The sequence below is a fragment of the Halobacterium sp. CBA1126 genome (genome assembly GCF_009741975.1).
GTDB lineage: Archaea > Halobacteriota > Halobacteria > Halobacteriales > Halobacteriaceae > Halobacterium.
Genome location: NZ_WPCF01000020.1, coordinates 1 through 14869, shown reverse-complemented (window position 1 = coordinate 14869; position 14869 = coordinate 1). Strand labels below are relative to the sequence as shown.

Below are 14869 nucleotides of genomic sequence, written 5' to 3'. Positions count from 1 at the left end.
AAGGAACGACGTTACGATTGTCAATATCGTTTTTGCACGACCACCGCAGGTCGAGTCTTTTTCATCTCGTGGCCTTCGGCAGGGTCGAGACGAACGACTACGACATCGCCACGCCGTACTTCGGTATCATCGCTCTTTCATCGAGGGCGTTCCACGCCTCGTCAGAAGCCCCGTCCCACTCCGCAGCAAGCTGGTCGGCGCTCTCGGAGGCCTCGCGGTACGCCGCGGCCAATTCGTCCTCGTCGGGTCGCTCAGACTCAACTTCAACGACGGCGACGGTCACGCGCTTGTTCGCATACTCCGTCCCAAGGTAGATTCGTCCCCGGTCGTCGGTCTCGTTGGTTCGCAGGTCCTGCGCGTCCACTTTCGGCATATGACCTCCTACGCCTCACCCCTGGATAAGCCTTACCCACTATTACCCACGGTGGTCATCCGCTAAACAGTCGCACTACCACGACCTAGATGCCGACCGTTGAGAGGATTGCAACAAGTGCCACGAGGAGCATGGTAAGAAGACCGGCGACGAGAGGTTTGTTCTCCATGGCCTTCTCATGCATAGGCATCTGATCGTATTGGGCTTGGAATTCGTCGCGGTTAGCCTCACTGTAGAAGTACTTGGTTTTGAAGAGGAACTGATCGGTGACCGCACAGCCCGTACAGATCGGGGTCCCCTCGAGGCGTTCGATCTTCGTGTGGCTGGGGCAGTTGATACTCCCACAGTTCCCACAATACGTGAACGACCCAGCGTCCTCGCTGCCGTACTGCACACACCGATGGATACCATCTTCGATAGTGACGCGAGACGGCCCAACAGCGTAGTATTCGAAGGGATACGTGTACTCCTAGAGGCGCGTCGTCTGCCGGACATCCGGCAAGTACCCCGGCGTAAACTATGCTTTATTTCCGGAACACATAACCTGTGCCCCCTGGATTTCTGCCATATGCTCCTCGCCGGGGCCGATAAGGGCGTTTACCGCGTTTCCGGAGTGACCGATCCGGGTGACATAACGGTCCGAAAGGTCCTCGATGCACCGCGGGCCGAGCGTGTCCGACACTTCGATGCCGTTGACGGCGTCTTCGCCGCCACGGAAACCGGCCTCTATTATTCCGCCAACGGACGTGACTGGGCGGATCTCCACGTCCCAGAAGACACCGTCTGGGCCGTGACAATCGCCCCGAGTGGTGACCGCATCTACGCGGGGACCGTCCCGGCCAAAGTCTACGTCTCGTCCCTACCCGCGGAGGGGATCGCAGCGGAGGAGTTAGAGTGGCGCGAACTAGACGGGTTTCGCCAACTCCCGTCCCGCGATGAGTGGGGCGTCCCACGGCACAACAACCAGGGCCGCGTCCGAGACCTCTGCATTCACCCAGCGTCGCCAAATCGCCTCATAGCCGGCGTCGAACCGGGTGGTGTCCACGTCAGCACCGACGGAGGGGAAACGTGGACCGAACGGAACGACGGCGTCCACGACGATATTCACAGCCTGCACGTCGTGGCTGATGGCGAGCTTCTTGCCGCCACCGGCGTTGGACTATACCGAACGACGGACGCTGGACGATTGTGGACGCGACTAGACGACCACGTCAAACAGCGATACTTCCGTACTGTCTACCAGTACGAGGGCGTCGTCTACGCCTCTGCTGCGAACGTGCCACCGAGTGCCCAGTGGGAGACCCCAGATGCCGACCCAGAACTGTTCACCTCCCAACACGGTACCTCACTTGAGCAAATTGATGTCCCCTGCGCTGATGAGGTGGTCGTCGGATGGACAACACTCGACGAGATGCTGATCGGCGCAACACACCGTGGCACGCTACTCAAAACCCACGGCGAAACATGGGAGATCATCGGTGAGCTACCCAGCTCAGAGACCATCCCCGGCTGCTACTACAACCTCACACCGTTCCCCCAGTAGTGAACAGCGCCTTGATCTCACCTCTCTAATCCCTTCAGAAACGACGCGGAATCGTTACTCAAAAATCAGCCGATAGCCCCCTCCCCCTCCCCCTCCCCCTCTCGGGAAATTGGTGGCCAGTGCTCAACTGCCCCGCCCACCGTGCGTCGGGCTTGCCAGTAAATCCACGACCTAATTCTACACCTGTACTTACCGAAGCCACGCACCACATCAAGGCGAATTCTTCCCAGCGAGTCCTGAGTGAAACAGCCGATACGCGGGGTTGCGGACTGATCCGTCGAGCTACCACAGGAACTTTGACACATATATTCGATTGCGTTCGCTAAGGATGTTTGAAATACTGGACGCGACAGAGGAAGATCTTATTGCGGTACGTGTCGGGAGTGGTACTGCGGACGGATACGAGGAGTTCTACTCGCTGCTTATTGAGCGAACCAAGCAACACGGGTCAATCCGAGTGTATGAGGAAGTACCCGACTGGACAGCAACGACGTATCTCACCCATCTGCACGGAATTCTTCCAGACCTTCGATACGGCCCCGAGTTCGACATCCGTTCCTATGCGTGCGTCGGAGACTCGCTCTGGGCAAGATTACTCTTTCACCAGTGGCGAACAATTCGGCCAGTCTGGCCAGTTGCTCCCGACCATATGCGATACTTCCACCTACACAACCGCGACGACGCCTTGCAATGGATTCGTAACAGTTCAGCCCGCCAGTAGCACTACGATTACTATCTTCGCTGCACTTACCCAAACGACTCCCCACATCGAGGCAGGTTCTCACCAGCGGATTTCGAATGAAACAGCCGGGAAATGGGATTGCGAACCAATCAGCTCAGGGGAGGGTTGGTAGTTACCGAAGTATCACTACTACTCGGTCACTGAGAGGTTCGTATTTCCCTGGTTCACAAGTAACACGGCAGCGACAACAAGTAGGCCTGCGACAGGGAAGATGTACAGCCAGAGGGCAGCCTGCCAGAAGCCCAGTAGCACCAGACCGCAGGCCCCACCAGCCCCCACGAACGGCCGTTCGTAGACGATGCCAGCAGCCCCAACGATAGCGAATCCACCAAGCACCGCGTACAACAACAGGCGTGTCGAGTTGTATCCCGGCTGGCCGAGCGACCAGCCTAACACGCCGAGAAACGCAACTACGGCCAATACGGCCAGCGCGCGCACAGCGGTGATTTCCGAGGTTGCCACCACACCTAAACTAACACCTCCTCGATAGTTAAGAGTACTCTCTATACTTAGCGAAACTGCTCCCAACTTCGAGATTGGTTCTCCCCGAATGGATTTGGAATGAAGCAGCCGCGCAGTAGGGCTGCGAAGTGAACACAGGAATCTATTGAGGATTCGCCAGTCCGCAGCACGGACTTGAAGAATTTAATTTGTTCTACTTCAATCATTATAGGGTGCTCCTCTGTAGTTTTCGCCGCGGTTTGCGGCTGCCGCGCTGGGAGCAAGTGATGGTACAATCGCTTGCTGAGTCTCCTGAAAGCATTTTACAGCCCCGCCAGTAGTAACTCGCATGAAACGTCGGACAGTACTTGCGACAATCCCGTCCGTGGCTGGAATCGGCGCCTTCGCTGGGTGTCTTGGCGCGGATAGCTCACCTGGAGCTGGGACAGGAACCACGCCAACCGAGACGGAGACCACGGGCCCATCGCAAACAACATCTGGGCAGATGCCGGACCGGTTGCCTGAGGACTGCCAGCCGCTGCCAGATATTGATGGGCTACCTGATCACCCGGAGACACTCTCAGAGGACAGTGTCGCTACGTACGTGCGAGAGTTCGAACAGACGTATGCGGCCGCCACTGCCGACGAGAACGAGGAGCTGGATTCACTCGTTATTGAGAGTGTGTCCAACGAATCAGGGTACTACAGGGTAGAACTACTCGGCGAGACGATATTGACGTCACAACCGACGACTGGCGGCGCAACGCAGACAGCGCGCCCGGTGGACGCACGTGAGTACAGGGTCCAGTATCTAGTTTCGGAGAATCGCCTGGTACGTGAACGCCGTGGCATCGCCGGTGGGACGGTTATCTCGCAGAACTGTTGGACGGTGACATCGTCCTCGCCGTAAACGGCGAGGCTTCCCACGTATGGGGAATACCAGTAGGCCGGAGACCAGCCGCGCAGAATGTATTCACCAATATGGGATACGCTCCCTGTACTTAGCGGGGGCTTTCGCGTCTGCACTGTATTAACAAGCAGATTGGCGGATCTCTCCTGTGGGACGGACACAGTAGCTCACTCAAATACGCCGGCCTCCGTCGCAGTTGTGTACACAAAGCCAAGGAGGAGCCCGGGAACCATCGCCCAGGTGTGTCGGAAGATTCGGTTCAGCAGGTCGCCGCTAAGATAGAGCGCCGATCCGAGCGAAACCAACACGAACACGCTCCCAAACAGCAGTTCGTCCCTCTGTGAGCCGACTGCGAACGCTCCGCCAGTTGCAGCAGGAATCGTTCCCAAGCCGAACACGAAGAAGAGAATCTCCTTGTCCAACAACCACAGGCTGAACTCAGTGAGTCCAAGCGCAGCTCCACCATACCTGAGCGTGACGACACTCGCGGCCTCTAGAATCGCTTCTGGGCCGTACTTCCCCGTGATTGTACCGTAACTGGCCACTCCAAAAACAATCCCTGTCAGTCCGATTGCCGGCGCAGCTCCGAGAGTCGATATTGTAGCGAGAGCGTACAGGATCCCGACTGTAAGCACAGTAATGAGGCCTGCTTGAACTCGGTAATTCACCAATCGAAAATGGCGCTGAACTAATGGGTTTTCTGTACGTACGTAACGGGTAGAAATCTCGGTACTTAGGAACGGAGTGTTCCGTAAAGCGTCCAAACGCTGACTGCCGGGAGGTACGTACAAAGAGCGCCCACAACAACGAGCGATAAGACGGTGTTGAGCCCCCACCACCCAGTCACACCGTACACCGCAAGGAAGGAAACGACCCCACTCAGGTGTGCGAGCAAGGCACGGGTCGTTGACTCGTGTTCGAAGCTCCCCCAGACCCCAACAAGAACTCCGAAGACGACCAACGCATAGCCGAGTAACGACGATAACGCGGCGGCGTTCATCGGCTGTCGAATCGTGAACTCGTAGTAACTCCCCTGATACTCGACGTAGTAGCGCCCGTACCCGGGCTGTGCAGTGGTATCACTTGCGCTGGTTAAGTCCGTGACTTGGTGATCGAGGCCTCGAATCGTGGTGCTGTTGTCCGGGGCTTCGAACGCTCGGAGGAAGGCATCTTGTGCGGTTGCTGGAAGTTCCCTGAATTGGTAGAGGACGTCAACCCCAGGGGTTGAGGCGTTGGCGGCTTCGGTTGCGGCGGCCTGTGTTGACGCCGCCACACTGTACGTGAACTCGGGTAGATTCGCAAAATGCGTGGCTTGGCCGCCAAAAACCACCATCCCGAGGCCGATACCGACTAGCAGCATCGGCCAGCGCTGCGCGTGCGTTCCAGCCACTATTAGTCACCCGTCGTATCGGGCCGCGAAATGCTCGGGCTGTCTTGGTCGAGCCACGCCATCACGCCCAGGGGGAGTAATGTGAATGCAGTGGTAGCGAGGGTTGCTCCTCCGAAGATGAGTTGGGTGAAGCCGGGTGCAGTCCCTCGGGCTAGCGAAATCCACGTTCCGCCAGCGAACCCAACTAGCATCGCAGTCAATAAGACGCCTGCCGCCTCCAACATCGTTCGTTCTCGTAGAAGGATTCCCGAGATGTAGCCTGCGGGAACTGGAAGTGTGACGAGCGTTAATTCTATCTGGTAGACGAGCAGTCGGGGTAGAGTCAGGGAAGTACCACTCTCGGGCGGGTGGAGACCTAAGTTGTAGTACATCAGACAGAGACCGACGACGAAGATGACCGCTAGCGTCGCTATCGCGTTCAAAACCGCCTTTCGGAGAGTATTCGGGCGTAAGCTGGCTGTCAGTAGGCCGAGTGCTGCGTACCCGATTCCGACGCGAAGGAAGACCGATGGTGGCCCTATCCCGTAACCCGTGAAGAGACCACCCATACGGACAGCAATCCACAGCAGAATCATTCCAGAGACAGTCAATACAATACTCCGCCAATTCATATCAAAATCAAATAACGACTGTGGGAAGTGTCTTGTGGGAATATGTACTGAGTAGTAGTAGTTCCTCTGTACTTACCGAATCTACGCACCACATCGAGGCGGGTTCTCACCAGCTGGATTCGGAGTGAAACAGCCGCCCGGGGTGTGCATCCGACCACTGAGATTTCAGCCAGAACCTTCGCGGATTTCAATATTCTCACTAATCGTAATCCCGAGCTGACCGCTCGTCTTTGGGTCCGATGACGCACGCCATGTCTTCTCTTCTGACTCTACCCCCGGGACGCTCACAGTAACTTTCTTCTCACCATCCCGATCAAAGATATCTCCAAACACGTTCTGCCCATCCGGAGCAATAGAAAACTCAGTATCAACAGCTCCGTCACCAGACCCGACATCAACAACACGCATCTCAACTGTGACCGTTTCATCTCGATAATTATACACGGTAATTGACCTCGCCTCATCCTGAGAGAGACAGCCTGTAATGCCAGCAGCGGAACACACCCCGATTGTACGCAGCCATCCTCGTCTGGTCAGGTTATCCCCGAACCACTGACGCATATTATTTTCTCATATTGTTTCTCGTAAATACTTTGTCGGCGGTGGAAAGCCGTCGTCTCTACGACAATTAGGAGACGTTGCCATAGCAGTATAACGCGTTTCTCGGTTCAATTCGATTCGTCCCACAGCTCGTGTTCGACAGAAATCTCGAACTCTCCGTCAGCGGAGACATCGAGAGTGTAGGTGAGTTCAACGCGCTGCTCTCGATCGCCGAACTCAATCTCGGCCATCGTCTCATAGGTGTCGGCCGGGAAACAGTCGGAGTCCGGGCCTCGATAATAGGCTTCGTGGAGGACACTGTACGTTTCATCTGGCGCAATCTCTTTCTCTTTTGCCAGATTCTGCCCCTTGAGATAGGGCCCTCGTTCACCCTCGCCACTCGTATCGATCACCCGCCAACAGCCGTTGACGCGGTCCTCCGGAAATTCACCCTGAGAAAGACTCACGCGGGGAGAATCCGGGTACAACAATACGTCACCGCGCTCGCCACTCAGTGGCTGCAGAAACTCGAAGGCGTACGTCCCCAAGCTCACCGGCGCGACCGATACCGACTCATCGTGTGTGTTGGCGAGCGTCAGTGCTATCTCGGCCGGTGATTCTTCCGATGGTTGCGTGACGACCGCTGCACCAAGATCTAGGTCTTCGATTGTGGCTTGCTCAGTTGTTGTCGGTGATGTCGTCCTCGTTGCTGTCTCCGAGCCTGGTGTTGTCGTTCCAGAGGTCCCATCGGAGTCTGTTGGAGAGCCACTATCGCCCGAGGAACAACCCGCCAATCCCGCTAAGGCGGCTGTCGCTCCCAGAAGAACGTGGCGTCGCTTCATATCTGAACACTCCAACGGCTCCGGTAAGTGCTTTCTCTGTACTTAGCGAAGCTACGCACCACATCAAGGCGAATTCTTACCAGCGACTCCTGAGTGGAACAGCCGCTCAGTAGGGATGTGAACTGACGGATGAGATTACTGCCAGTTGCAGATAATCGTTCACAGAGTTGCTGAGATGGCCGTCAACCCAAATAGAACGAGTGCGGTTACCAGACCGACGAATGCAGGCGTCGATTCGGCACCACTCAAGAGCGTATTCACGCTAAACAGGAGTGCAATCGCGCCGGTCACGGCGAGTCCGCCAGCCACTCCGAATCGCCAACTCGCCAATTCGGAGTTACGCGTTCGGTTTCGGAAGACGGTCGCGGCAACACCCCCGGCAAGACTCAGTACGAGGACGTACCCTCCAAATAGTGCGTAAAACACGACACCACTGTCAGCGCCCGCAACCACTGCTTCAACCGGGAAAAATCCAACAAGGAGGAAGTACCCCGGGATTTGAGCTGGCTGAAATGGAACGACGAACTGGAGGGCCAGCAAGCCGAGAAGCACCCCCATCACGATGACGGTGTCTCGGATACCACTCCGTCTCCACGTCGCGTTCGTGGAATGCACCATAGATAACAAATCGTCCACTATCACAATAAATGACCTGTCTGTACTTAGCGAAGCTGCGCACCACATTAAGAAAGCGTCACACCAGCTAATTTTGAGCGGTACAGCTGCTCTGTCAGTATGCGATTCTTCCAGAACCCTAGTTTCTTTACTGCCAGGAAAAGGGTTAATGAATGATGGACTGCTCCCGGCGCCGAGCCCTCCAATACGGAGCGGCCCTTGCACTTCTCCCGCTCAGTAGGGATGTGGATGTTCCACTCGCTTCGCTCCGTCTTCTCAAATTCACAAAAAATACTTATCGGCGGTCCTACGAATCGGGGATGTGAATCGTCGTGCCCTCCTCGCATCGCTCAGTGCGATTGGTCTGTCCGGCCTTGCCGGGTGTTCCGCCTTGCAAAGTGAGGACATCCCCGCCGGGAGCCTCCAGTTGACGAATCAGGACGACCTCCCACACGTGATCGGCGTTTCGGTCGTAGATATTGGTACTGATGCAGAGACGGACGCCGATGGATACAGCGTCTCCGGGAACGTGACCGTACGGCCTCAGCAACGAGAGTTGACAGCCTCGTCGTCAGTCGCTCCCGGTGAGACACAGACCTTCAGAAACGTCTTCACTGAATCCGTATACTACCTCGTTGAGTTCACCATCGATGGTGCCCCTCCTGAGACAGGCGGGCGAGTGCCATTTAATCCGTCTACCCGAGAGTACGACAACGTCTTAGACGGAGTTGTATCTGCATCCGGGGAATTCTCGTGGAGAATCAGTACGACGGATAACGCTGGACGATTCGAACAATAGGGCGAACGCGCCTAAGCAGGCGATAGATGCATCGTCTGTACGTATCGAAACCACGACCGGGCGTACCTCCGGCGGTGAAATCGGCTGACGACGTTGCCCGTACAGCGGTTCGATGACTCACAATCAGGGAAAAACACTTGCCTGTCGTCTCCGAATTGCTCGTATGAGCGATATTGGGCCGCGAGATATCGCACCAGTGTGGCTCTGGCTCGCAACAGCCGCAAGCGGCGTGCTCGCGGTCAGCGCCGTTCTCCTCGGTGGTGCCGCGTCCGTCGCGGCCGGCCCGCTCGCCGGGATAGCCGTGGTCGGTGTGACGGTCCTTCTGTATCGGTGGGGGCAACGCCGAGACCGTGGTGACGACGGTGACGGCGACAGGCGCGAGCAGGAAGCAGAGGCCAGACGGTCCCGGGGCGGCTGGGGGTAGGATCCACTAGAGCTGTTGTAACTCACCTGTGCGTAGCGGTCGTGTCACGGAATGTTCCGGAGCGAGTGTTCCACACCCGTCGGTCGATTGCTGTACACGCCGATCTAACGGCTGGTTCAGGAGGGCGGGACGCGGATTGCTTGAGTTCACTAGCCGTAGTTGCCAATACGATTTCTTTATTCAGAGTGAGACCTGGAACAGCCGGTTAGTTCAGACAATCCGGTTCCCGGTTAGGACCGGTGAATAGGTATTAATAAATCACGTTCGAGGGATAGGTATGAAGAAATCTGAGGAGATACAGGTAGGAATCCTGCTGGTACTTTTCGGGGGGTTCATCCTTATCAGTAGTAGCTCTCTCCCGATGAATTTCGAATTCGGAATTATGCTAATTGGCCTTGCCATCGGTGTCGTTGGTGCAATTCGCCCTGGCGAGTAACCCTAACCCACAAAGCTTGGTTTGAACTGGAAACGTTGACCTCGCGTCCCTACTTACCGATTCAGCTATTCCAGTTGCAGGCACCTACCTGAGTATAGAAACCGCGCTAGCAACTACTGCTAGACCCGCACCAGCCCAATCTTTATTATCTACGCGAATTTTATAGTCTAGTATAATGCTTGCTAGGAATCCCCACGTGGTGTACGACTCAATTCCCTACGACGAAACCGAGGCACTCCGTCCGCTCGAGGCCCTCCCAGCAGCCGCGGTCGTGACTCACGACGAAGCGGTCGCACGCCTCGAAGACGCCAGCGACGACGAAATTCTGGCGATCGAACCAGTCAGTATGGCGACCGGCTACCACCTCGGGCAAACACCACTCACCACCATCACCATCGACGAACTCCCCACCGAGACAATCAGCCAGCTCGCCGCCACAACAGCCCGTGATATCACCGCCTACCGCTACATCGTGCTCGGAAACCAATCGCACCACGAGAATCGGACGCTACGGGAATACGAGGCCGTGTAACGGCGGTCACGACACAGCCGTCGCTTCGACGAGACCGGGAGTGGGTGCGTAGTAGTGGTGGTGAACCGAGATACAGCGGACTAGTGCCGGGCTGCGTTGTCAGCAGGCCGGCGCCGGTTAATTTGCGGGCATGGCGTCCGTCCCTCTGATAGCTGCCCAGATTAGTCCGGTTAGCGCGACGATTACGGCGAGTGCGCCAAGTCCAATAAACTGCCTCGGAGTGAGTAGTGGAAAGTCGAATTCGGGCCCGAGGAAGTGGAACGCAATTCCCGGAACAGCAGTCAGTGCCGCAGTTCGCGGTGCGAATCGACCTTGCAACGACGTATACGCAACGCCGCCGAGGATGAGCCCATAGACGATGAATGGGAGTTGGTACAGCCAGTATACGAAGGGGAATCCGCCGCCCGCAGACGTGGTGAGACGATAGTACTGTCCGTCGTAGGCAATCGCATACAGGCCTTGACCGGGCGCACTGTAGTCACTGTAGAAAAATTGGTCTGGCCAGTCCTCCTGTCCGAAAATCGTGTAGTGACCGTCCGGGGATTCGATGGTCCGTCGCACAGCATCTTGCGCAGAGTTGGAGAGCTTGTCGTACTGGAGGAGCGGCGTGTCTTCCCGGATGTCGGATTTCTCGATCGGATCAGCCGAGAACGTCGCCTGCTCGCCCCAGTCCGCCATCGTGACCGGGGCACCGACAAGTGAGACCGCGACGAGGAGGGCGAACACGGAGAGAACCAATCCACGATCCATGGGATAGGTGTCTAGCGGACGCGATAAATGTCTTGTCGGGACTCACGACTACCGAGTCCGCGGGAATCACTCGTTGCCGATGGTGACCTTGTTGATGCGGGTGTTGAGGTAGTCTCGGAGTTGGTCGTCACAGCAGTAGATGAAACAGCCCTTCATTCCACGACTCAGCAGCGTTCGGTAGGTGTTTTTGATGAGTTCGTCGGCGAGTTCGACGGCTTGCTCGGGTTGCTCGTCGAACATCTTCTTGATGCCGTACAGCGACCGGTCGGTGGTCGCCCTCGCTTCGTGGTCGACGACGATTTCACCATCACGATATTTGAGGTCCTCGCCGATGATGACGCCGACGTAGTCGAATTCGAGGCCTTGGCAGGTATGGATGCAGCCGACCTCCTCGATCGACCCTTCGGCGATAGCCAGGGGTCACCGGCGTCGAGGTTCCAGCTGCGTTCGTAGTCACCGATTGTGATGTCGTGGGCGTCGGGGTCGCTGCGTGTGTCTTTGTCCCATTCCCAGCAGTACCCGGCGACGACGCGGGAGAGGCGCGTGTGTTCGTTTTTCTCGGCGATGGCTTCGTGGAGTGCCTGTGGGTCGTCGTAGAGTCGGAGGTCGAAGTCGAGGTCGAAGCCGTCGGCGTTGGCTGTGGGGCGGATATCGAGGACGTCGTCGAGCCAGGCGATGTAGCCTTTCGAGCCGTTGCAGCGGAACTGGGATTCGAGGGTTAGTTCTTCGATTTCGGCGTCCATCCTTTGGGCGTGGCGGCGGATTTCGTCCTTGGACCCGATGTCATCGATATGGACGCGCTGGCTTTCGTCGATGAAGAACACGCTGAACTTGGCGGCGTTGATGATCTCCATGATCTGATTTTCGCCGCGGCCGAAGAACGTCGATTCCTCGTTGAGGCGGTGGGCTTCGTCGGCGATCAACGCTGGGAGCGTGTTGGTGTCGGTGTCGACGTAGCTGCCAGCGCCAGTGAAGAGATGGTCGATTTCTTTGACGAGTTTGTCGCCGCGGAGTTTCTCCTTGTACACCTCGCGTGGCGCGCGATTCTTCGAGACGTACTGGGCGACCAAGTCCTGATTGATGAGTTCGGCGAGAATGTTGATGGCGACGACGGTTTTCCCGGTGCCGGGCCCGCCGTCGACGATGAGGACGCGCTTCTGGTCATCTCGATGAGATTGTTTGGCGAGTTCGACAGCTTTCTCGAAGACGACTTTCTGGGAGTCGATAAGCGTGAACTCGTCTTGGGCCTCCAGCATCGCCAGCAGCGAGTCCTGAAGGGATTTGGCGGGCTTGATGTCGCCGTTGTTCAACTCGTAGAGGGTCTCACAATCGTCGCCGACCCGAATCTGGTCTTCGAGGAACGCGCGGAGTTTCTTCGCATCACCCCGCAGGTAGAGGGGTGCGTCCTCGGTGTAGTGGTCGTAGGTTTCGTTGTCGAGTTTCTCGCGGTGCTCGGGTTCGAAATTGTGGAGGTACGCGGCGGGTTCCAGTTCGATGGGGGTTTCCTGGATGCTCTGATTGAAGTCTTCCAGGAGTTCCGCGTAGGAGACGGCCTGGTAACTCGGATGGGTGGTTTCTCGGATGCCGCCGCCGAGGACGGTTTCGACGATGCCGTCTTTGGATTCGACGGGTTCGGTGTGCTCGCCTTGCCACTGCTTGAGTTCGATAATGACGACGTTTGACGTCGCGGTTTCGTCGTATCCGGAGATGAGAAAGTCGATGCGGCGGGAGGTGAGCGGGATTTTGAACTCGATGGCGACGCCCGCGTCGTCGGGGACGCCGCTGCCGTGCAGTACCTTGTACATGTACTGGAAGGAGTTCTCCCAGGCTTGGACCTCACTCTCACTCCCGATCGAGAGTCCTTGCTCTTCGTAGGAGTGTTTGATTTCCGGGACGAGCTGGTCGTCGAGGATGTCGTCGAGGAATCCTGCCTTCGTGTTTTCGTAGACCAGCATCGACGCTACTCGTCGTACTTCTTGTTACTCCCCTTATATTCATCTACCGGATACCGCTCCCGATTCTCCACCAACTTCCGCTCTAAGGCGTCCTCCAAATCGATATCGTACAAATCTGCGAATCGTAGCAGGAAGAAAAACACATCCGCGACCTCCGCTTCCACAGCCTCTCGTCGCTCCGGATTGTCCAAGAGGTCCAACTGTTCAGCTTCGTCTTTGAACCGGAATTCTTCCAGTAACTCACTGGATTCCGTCACCAGGCCAACCCCGAGGTCCTTTGGCGAGTGAAATTGCTCCCACTCACGCGCCTCACAAAACTCTCGGACCTCCCGATGCAACGCATCCAATCCCATACCGTGCTATTCACTAGCCAGCTAGTAAGAACCCGGGGTCGTGAACCACATCGGTAATGATGCCGGAACCACCGTGTACACTGCTGAGGAGTTTGAACTGGCGTTGACGGTCAGTGAGACGGAAGTCTCGATCACGCCCGAACTGATCGAGGTAATCGCAAAGAAGGAGGAGTACCCAGCGATCGAGCGAGTTTTCACAGACCATGGAATCGTCATATTTGCGCTCGCACACGATCTCGTGAAGGCACACAGTGAGGGTGATGTCACAATCCGCAAATCGCAAGTCTCACCGATCTGTCTCCTGGAACTACATATGACCTCGTCGAAGCGCTCTATTCGATCCTCAATCTCGGTGATCGCGACTCGAGCCCCGACGACATACACACCGGACAAAACCTGTCGTAGTGGCAAATCTACTGCTAGTACTTAGCCCTGTCCGGGCGACCAAGAGGTTATTATGCCAGTCGGCATACTGGGATGTAATGGATACCAACGACGAAGGTAGCGTTCACGAGCCTAACGAGGGTGATTTACTTCCGGATGAAGCGGCAGTTCTTCCTGAGCGAGGCGAACGCCTCGACGAGACGGATGAAGACGATTTACTCTCGACTGAGGAAGCCGCCGACCGTCTCGGCATCGGCATGGACTAACACCGCGAATTCGACAGACGGCGGGGGATAACCTGCGCTCCGTTTGAACGAACAGGGAGACATGGCACCGGAACTACGAGCTACGACTACATATTTTGGCTGAGGAAGAAATATGTGGGCTTGGTTCGTTGGTTGAAGTATGGCAGACGACGCTCATCGCGACGGTCCACCCCCATTCGACCGGCCATTCGACGGCGCGGACACCAAACAGCGCGTGTACGGCGCAGTCCTCCATGCACGGGAGCCGATGACGGCCGCCGAGATCGCTGACAGCGCAGACTGCTCTGAAGAGTCTGCACGGACGCATCTGTCGTTCTACGCCGATCTTGGCATCGTCATCCACCATGACGGTCGGCCAGCGCGATACGAGCGCAACGACGACTACTTCGAGTGGCGGCGAATGAACGAACTGGCGAACGACCACACCGTCGACGAGCTACAAGCACGGGTCTCGGACCTTACCGACCAAATTGAAGCGTACCGCGAGGAGTACGACGCTGACTCGCCCGCCGACGTTGACGTTCTCGACTACGACGCCGCGCACGTTGACGACGTATACGCGGACCTCGGTGACTGGGCGACAGCGATCGAGGAGCGCCGACTCCACGAGCGCGCCCGCCAGAAGGCGACCAGCTCGACAGCATCCTCACACAGCTGACGATGGTGCCGGCCGACGATGGCGCGAGTCCCGCGCCACTAGACCGGGCAGTGTTAGAGCATCTGCGGCCGCGGTTTGCTGGCCATCGACTGTTCGAGTCAGTGGACCTCATCGAGGAGGGGAAGCTGTATCTCCGTGTCGAACTCGCCGGTGAGTACTATCCGGATGCTGCGTCTGCTCGGGTTGAGATTCGGTGGTATCGCAACGACGATTCACCGTCCAACTATCAAGAAGAACGCCAGGAGAGCGTGTGGAAATGTCGCTGGGACCGCCACCCAAGCAGTCACAACGCACGGGACCACTTT

17 protein-coding genes and 4 pseudogenes are annotated in these 14869 nt (G+C 57.0%); 8 read left to right on the top strand and 13 right to left on the bottom strand.

Features of this window, described 5'->3' with window-relative positions:
* Window positions 1-10: 10 nt before the first annotated feature.
* The 3 genes and pseudogenes from GJ634_RS16885 to GJ634_RS04460 form a co-directional block, all read right to left on the bottom strand.
* A pseudogene (locus GJ634_RS16885) lies at window positions 11-134 on the bottom strand (type II toxin-antitoxin system PemK/MazF family toxin); the annotation flags it as partial.
* Complete coding sequence (locus GJ634_RS04465; RefSeq protein WP_157500699.1) at window positions 98-373, bottom strand: hypothetical protein; 276 nt, start codon at window positions 371-373, stop codon at window positions 98-100. The gene GJ634_RS04465 and the pseudogene GJ634_RS16885, both read right to left, overlap by 37 nt.
* A gap of 85 nt (window positions 374-458) precedes the next feature.
* Window positions 459-884 (bottom strand): annotated as a pseudogene (locus GJ634_RS04460) (restriction endonuclease); the annotation flags it as partial.
* Window positions 885-941: 57 nt separating this feature from the next.
* Here GJ634_RS04460 and GJ634_RS04455 point away from each other — a divergent pair.
* Window positions 942-1916, top strand: coding sequence for a WD40 repeat domain-containing protein (locus GJ634_RS04455; RefSeq protein WP_157500697.1), 975 nt, complete (start codon window positions 942-944; stop codon window positions 1914-1916).
* 328 nt (window positions 1917-2244) lie between these two features.
* Entirely contained in the window at window positions 2245-2637 is a 393-nt protein-coding gene (locus GJ634_RS04450) for an STAS/SEC14 domain-containing protein (protein ID WP_157500696.1), read from the top strand.
* A 150-nt stretch (window positions 2638-2787) separates the two neighbouring features.
* Here the strand turns inward: GJ634_RS04450 and GJ634_RS04445 are convergent, their stop codons facing one another.
* The 7 genes from GJ634_RS04445 to GJ634_RS04415 form a co-directional block, all read right to left on the bottom strand.
* Entirely contained in the window at window positions 2788-3123 is a 336-nt protein-coding gene (locus tag GJ634_RS04445) for a hypothetical protein (RefSeq protein WP_157500695.1), read from the bottom strand.
* A 1053-nt stretch (window positions 3124-4176) separates the two neighbouring features.
* Entirely contained in the window at window positions 4177-4644 is a 468-nt protein-coding gene (locus GJ634_RS04440; RefSeq protein WP_157500694.1) for a hypothetical protein, read from the bottom strand.
* 98 nt (window positions 4645-4742) lie between these two features.
* Window positions 4743-5399, bottom strand: coding sequence for a hypothetical protein (locus GJ634_RS04435; RefSeq protein WP_157500693.1), 657 nt, complete (start codon window positions 5397-5399; stop codon window positions 4743-4745).
* A 2-nt stretch (window positions 5400-5401) separates the two neighbouring features.
* Window positions 5402-5974, bottom strand: coding sequence for a hypothetical protein (locus GJ634_RS04430; protein ID WP_157500692.1), 573 nt, complete (start codon window positions 5972-5974; stop codon window positions 5402-5404).
* Window positions 5975-6175: 201 nt separating this feature from the next.
* Window positions 6176-6571 (bottom strand): hypothetical protein, encoded by a 396-nt coding sequence (locus GJ634_RS04425; RefSeq protein WP_231736930.1) that lies wholly within the window; start codon window positions 6569-6571, stop codon window positions 6176-6178.
* Between the two features lie 107 nt (window positions 6572-6678).
* Window positions 6679-7392, bottom strand: coding sequence for a hypothetical protein (locus tag GJ634_RS04420; protein ID WP_157500691.1), 714 nt, complete (start codon window positions 7390-7392; stop codon window positions 6679-6681).
* 159 nt (window positions 7393-7551) lie between these two features.
* A complete protein-coding gene (locus GJ634_RS04415) occupies window positions 7552-8010 on the bottom strand; it encodes a hypothetical protein (protein WP_157500690.1) in 459 nt (152 codons plus the stop codon).
* Between the two features lie 388 nt (window positions 8011-8398).
* Here GJ634_RS04415 and GJ634_RS04410 point away from each other — a divergent pair, with 388 nt between their 5' ends.
* The 3 genes from GJ634_RS04410 (at window position 8399) to GJ634_RS04400 (ending at window position 10198) form a co-directional block, all read left to right on the top strand.
* Entirely contained in the window at window positions 8399-8806 is a 408-nt protein-coding gene (locus tag GJ634_RS04410) for a hypothetical protein (RefSeq protein WP_157500689.1), read from the top strand.
* Window positions 8807-9507: 701 nt separating this feature from the next.
* Entirely contained in the window at window positions 9508-9666 is a 159-nt protein-coding gene (locus tag GJ634_RS04405; RefSeq protein WP_157500688.1) for a hypothetical protein, read from the top strand.
* A 175-nt stretch (window positions 9667-9841) separates the two neighbouring features.
* Entirely contained in the window at window positions 9842-10198 is a 357-nt protein-coding gene (locus GJ634_RS04400) for a hypothetical protein (RefSeq protein ID WP_157500687.1), read from the top strand.
* Window positions 10199-10315: 117 nt separating this feature from the next.
* Here GJ634_RS04400 and GJ634_RS04395 read toward each other — a convergent pair whose 3' ends face one another.
* The 3 genes and pseudogenes from GJ634_RS04395 to GJ634_RS04385 form a co-directional block, all read right to left on the bottom strand.
* Window positions 10316-10948 (bottom strand): hypothetical protein, encoded by a 633-nt coding sequence (locus GJ634_RS04395; protein WP_157500686.1) that lies wholly within the window; start codon window positions 10946-10948, stop codon window positions 10316-10318.
* Window positions 10949-11134: 186 nt separating this feature from the next.
* A pseudogene (locus GJ634_RS15900) lies at window positions 11135-12204 on the bottom strand (DNA/RNA helicase domain-containing protein); the annotation flags it as partial.
* A 704-nt stretch (window positions 12205-12908) separates the two neighbouring features.
* Window positions 12909-13256, bottom strand: coding sequence for a nucleotide pyrophosphohydrolase (locus tag GJ634_RS04385; protein WP_157500685.1), 348 nt, complete (start codon window positions 13254-13256; stop codon window positions 12909-12911).
* A 482-nt stretch (window positions 13257-13738) separates the two neighbouring features.
* Between GJ634_RS04385 and GJ634_RS04380 the strand changes: the two genes are divergently transcribed.
* The 3 genes and pseudogenes from GJ634_RS04380 to GJ634_RS15895 all read left to right on the top strand — a co-directional run.
* Window positions 13739-13906 carry a hypothetical protein gene (locus tag GJ634_RS04380; protein ID WP_157500684.1) on the top strand — a complete coding sequence of 56 codons (168 nt, stop codon included), beginning with the start codon at window positions 13739-13741 and terminating at the stop codon, window positions 13904-13906.
* 139 nt (window positions 13907-14045) lie between these two features.
* Window positions 14046-14564 (top strand): transcriptional regulator, encoded by a 519-nt coding sequence (locus GJ634_RS04375; RefSeq protein ID WP_157500683.1) that lies wholly within the window; start codon window positions 14046-14048, stop codon window positions 14562-14564.
* 89 nt (window positions 14565-14653) lie between these two features.
* A pseudogene (locus tag GJ634_RS15895) lies at window positions 14654-14869 on the top strand (hypothetical protein); the annotation flags it as partial.